General features: G+C 72.5%; 3 protein-coding genes. 1 reads left to right on the forward strand and 2 read right to left on the reverse strand.

Features of this window, described 5'->3' with window-relative positions; all coding sequences use genetic code 11:
- Window positions 1–71 precede the first annotated feature (71 nt).
- Complete coding sequence (gene tatC / locus D6689_21270; protein ID RMH37134.1) at window positions 72–953, forward strand: twin-arginine translocase subunit TatC; 882 nt, start codon at window positions 72–74, stop codon at window positions 951–953.
- 30 nt (window positions 954–983) lie between these two features.
- Here tatC and D6689_21275 read toward each other — a convergent pair whose 3' ends face one another.
- Window positions 984–2,210 (reverse strand): hypothetical protein, encoded by a 1,227-nt coding sequence (locus D6689_21275; protein RMH37135.1) that lies wholly within the window; start codon window positions 2,208–2,210, stop codon window positions 984–986.
- A gap of 529 nt (window positions 2,211–2,739) precedes the next feature.
- The gene (locus D6689_21280; protein ID RMH37136.1) at window positions 2,740–3,066 is read right to left on the reverse strand and encodes a tetratricopeptide repeat protein; all 327 of its coding nucleotides are present in this window, start codon (window positions 3,064–3,066) and stop codon (window positions 2,740–2,742) included.
- Window positions 3,067–3,218 lie beyond the last annotated feature (152 nt).

Raw genomic sequence — 3,218 nt, forward strand, 5'->3', positions numbered from 1 at the left:
CACCCCGGCCGCCGCCGCGACCGCCAGTCCATCCCCGCCCGACGGGGTCGTGCCGGTCGATCCGCCCACCCATGGTTGAACCTGCGACGGCCCCTTCGCCGGAGACGCGATCGCGCGAGCCCGACCCGGTCGACGACGCGCGGATGCCGTTCCTCGAGCATTTGCGCGAGCTGCGGCAACGGCTGCGCAACGCGATCATCGCGCTGATCGCCGGGTTCCTCGTCGCGTATGCCTTCCACGAGGAAATCTTCGTATTGCTGCTACAACCGTTACTCAAGGTGTGGCAGGCGCGCGCCGCGGAACACCCGGACTTCCCGGCGCCGGAACTCTACTTCAAGAGCCTCGCCGAGCCGTTTTGGACGTACCTGTCGCTGTCGTTTTGGGCCGGCCTGTTCGTCGCGGCGCCGTTCGCGTTCCACCAATTGTGGAAGTTCGTCGCGCCGGGCCTCTACCAGCACGAGAAACGGTGGGCCATCCCGTTTGCCGTCGCCAGCGGCATGTTCTTCGCGGTCGGTGCTGCGTTTTGTTACTTCATGGTGCTGCCGTATGCGTACGACTTCTTCCTCGGGTATGCCGACGCGAACCTCGCATCGATGAACTCGCTCATCGGCGAGTTCCGCATCGGCTCGGCCGACGTCGCGCTGCGGCCCGTCCTCATGATGCAGGACTATTTGGACCTGTCCAAGCGACTGCTCCTCGGGTTCGGCCTCGTATTCGAGATGCCGCTGGTCATCTTCTTTTTCTCGGTCATCGGCGTCGTGACCCATCGCGGCCTGTGGAAGTTCAACCGCTATGCGATCGTCCTCGCCTTCGTGTTCGCGGCGATCCTGACGCCACCGGATCCCGTGTCGCAGGTCGCGATGGCGATCCCGCTCGTCGCCCTCTACAACCTGTCGATCGGGGTGTCCTGGCTCGTGACACGGCGGCGAGAGCGGCGCGACGCCGTCGCGTAGGCCGGCGACGACCGACTCGGCCGCGCACCGTCAGAGTTCGTCCCAGGGGATCTTCTTGAAGTAAACGAACCCGATCAGGCCGCCGAGCGCGAGCCACACCAGCAGCGCCGTGACCGTGTGGTTCACCATCCGCGACTCCGCCAGCCCCTTTTGCGCGGTCGCGGCTTCCGTATACGCTTGCCACGCCGCTTCGTCGGTGCGCGCGGCGGCGACCACTTCCCGCAACGACGCCGTGAGCGCCTTCTGCTCGGCGTCCACCTTCGCGCCCCAGTAGAGTCGCGCCGGTATCCACGCGAGCACCACGGCGAGCACGATCCCTGCGGCGAACCGGACCTGAGGCCGGTCGAGGAACTGCGCTCGAACGGCGGCGAGGGCGCGCTCGTGCCACGGCACCGCCACGGCGGCAGGCGGCGAGGCCGTCGCCGGAGCGACCGCGGGAGCGCCGGGCGCCGGGGCCGTCGCCGGAGCGCCGGGGGCCGGATCCGGGTATTCGAGTTCGGGCGCGGCGACGGCCGCCATCGGCGGAGGCGTCGTTCGGACCAGCGCCGCCGGGTCGATGTCCAGCGGCGCCTCCTCCGGAGGCGGTCCGAACGCTTCCGCCGGCGGAGAGAACGCGCCGGCGGCATCCAGGTCGCCGCCCGCCGGCGCGCCCTCCGCGCGCGGTTCGCCGCCCGGCGGCGAGAACGACTCGGCCGGAGGGGCCTCGTCGGCCACGTCGTCCGAGCCGTCGAGCGTCGCCAGCCGGAGTTCGCCGCTCTCCAGCGCGGAGGTCAGTACGCCGAGATCGTGCGCCTCGTGGCGCCCGGAATAGGCCGCCGCGAGCCCCGACTGAAGCGGCTCGGGTGGCGGCGGAACCGGCGGTTCCGCCGCCGAGCGGCCCCCCGCCGGCGCTCGCACGGTCGGAGCGACCGGAATGGCCGGGGGCCGGCGGGCGGACGCCGCCGCCGCGGCAGGCGAGGCGGCGGCAGCGGGCGTGGCGACCGTCGGGGCGGCCGCGGGCGCGGTCGGGGTCGCCGCGGGCGCGGGCAGCCCCGTGGCCGCGTCGACGATGGCCGCGATGGCGCCGAGCCGCGTGAGATCGCCCGCGAACGCGCGGGCCGTGTCGAGGTCGACGTTCGCCTTGACGCGAAAGCGCCCCGCGGCGAATCGCTGCTCGAGTGCGTCGGCCGGCAGGCCGTAGCGACGCGCGATCGCCGCCGCGACGTCGGCCACCGCCGCGGGGTTTTGCGCGCCTTCTATGAAGACGTGGTAGCTCACGCCATGTCGATGACGATCACGCGTCGGCCGCGGTCGCTGGACTCCGAGCCGTCGCGACGGCCTCGACGGCCCCGGCGGGGCCGCGGCGCGGGCAGATGCAGCGGCTCGGGTTGCCACTCGCGCTCGTCGTTCGACCTGGGTGGCGTGGGCTTCGGCGGCGTGTCCGGCAGCATCCCAATGCGATCATAGCAGATGGCCGCGGCCCGGCTCGCCGCAGAAAAAGTTGCCGGGTATGGCAACCCAATGTAGCGTATTGTCATGGCAACTCGCGCGTCGGCGAAGAAAGGGGGGCGCAAGCGCTTGAGGCTGCGCTCGTCCCACCGCTCCGGTCTGAAGCTTCGCGTCAGCCACAACCGCCCGGCGGACTGGAGGCCGCGCAGCAAAGACGACGCCCCGGGCGGCGACCGCTCGCGGTAGCCGCCCCCGTCCGCCGCGGCCCGGACATCGGCCGCAGCCGCCCGAACTCACTGGCGACTCCCGGGGCCCGCAGCATGCGTCGCGCGGGCGCGCCGGCCGTTCCGCGCGCCCGTCAGTCGGAGTCGTCGGCGCCGGAGTCGTCGGCGCCGGTGGCCTCGTTGTAGCCGTTGCGCGCCGCGGCATTGTCCGGGTCGAGCTGGAGCGCGCGCTTGAACGCTGCCGCGGCGGCGCGCCGGCGACCGTTCGCGAGGAGCGCTTCCCCCAGCAAGGTGTGCGCGCGCGCGTTGCCGGGCGCTAGCCGCACCGCGCGCTTCAAGTGCGACACCGCGCTCGCGGTACGCCCCTGGCCGAGGGCGATTTCGCCCAACCCGATGACGGCGTCGGCGTTGTCCGGGTCCGCGTCGAGCGCCCGCTTGAAGAAACTCGCCGCTCCGAGCACGTTGCCGTCGCGCAGCTCGCGGTGGCCCCGTGTGGCGAATTCCTCGGCCTGCGTCCGTGCCGCCGAACCCGCTTCACGCGGCTGAGGCCCCGCGCCCGTGCCTGCCGAGTCGCCCCCACTGCGCGCCCCGTCCCCGCGCGCGCCACCGCCGC

The organism is Deltaproteobacteria bacterium (assembly GCA_003696105.1).
Lineage (GTDB): Bacteria > Myxococcota_A > Polyangia > Haliangiales > J016 > J016.